Below are 1051 nucleotides of genomic sequence, written 5' to 3'. Positions count from 1 at the left end.
CCTTGAACTTTATATATATTTTCGTTATATGGAAGAAGCACTCTTACCTTTGTTCCTCTAATATACTCTTTCGGACATTGGAGAATGTTCTCTAATTTAACTTCTCCCCCTATCCTATAATCATCTTYTAAATTTCTAAAACGTTTAATCCACTTTATTCCTTTTWCAGCTTGTTGYACTTTTAACTTTAYAAAYCTTTGCTKTTTMTTATTTRATTCAAATTCAGGAGTTGAAATCAGTATTTGGCTCCGCTTTCGCCCTAAAAGTATAGGGATATCTTTATGATTATATTGTTGATAAAACCTCCTAATCCCTACAGATACTTTTAATAGCGGAATATTCTCACCTCCACGAGTTACGTATTCAAACCGATATACATAAGAGAAATAATCATGTGTTTCTTCATCTTTAATTGGCTCAGACATCGCTTCAGAAACATGTTGTGATCGCAGTGGTGAAAAATATATTTCTTCCTCATTTTTATTTTCCATACGTAAAGGCTGTTCGCAAAAAATATGAGTAATTAGAGCTGGTACCCATTTAGAAAASGTTTTTTTATCATGTAATRCTGGTAAATTACTAATTAAATCATRCTGCCATTCTAAATGTGGTGGATCTATTAATTTATTMGGTTTCCAATCRYGAATAACCTCATACCAGCTTTGGAAAATATAGTCTAACTGTTCTTGTTTCATTGGTTCTTTTGCTACAATCCAGGGCGTATCTTCCTTTAATATATATGGATTATGCTGAATGAATAATATATCAGAAAACATTTCATACAATCTTTCATTTACAAGTTTTAATTTGCTCGTTAATAAAAATGTTCTATAATGTATCTCTACAATCTCAAGCCATTCAATAGGAAAATAAATATACGATACTTTCTCATTATAGAGGGGTTCTACTATATTTTTAAATGCTAATAACTGTAATTTTTCCATATTATTAATACTTCCTCTCTTAATTTATATTGATCATGAGAAATGCTAATAACTGTAATTTTTCCATATTATTAATACTTCCTCTCTTAATTTATATTGATCATGAG

The 1051-nt window shown here is 29.5% G+C and carries 1 protein-coding gene; it reads right to left on the bottom strand.

The window, feature by feature from the left end:
- Positions 1-944 (bottom strand): pPIWI_RE module domain-containing protein (locus tag AC1DJR_RS31125; RefSeq protein ID WP_477004377.1); only part of this gene is annotated, 944 nt, incomplete at its 3' end.
- Positions 945-1051 lie beyond the last annotated feature (107 nt).

This window comes from Bacillus sp. 05T31 (assembly GCF_056396725.1).
The sequence above is the reverse complement of the archived record's forward strand: the minus strand, read 5'-3'. Positions and strand labels throughout refer to the sequence as shown.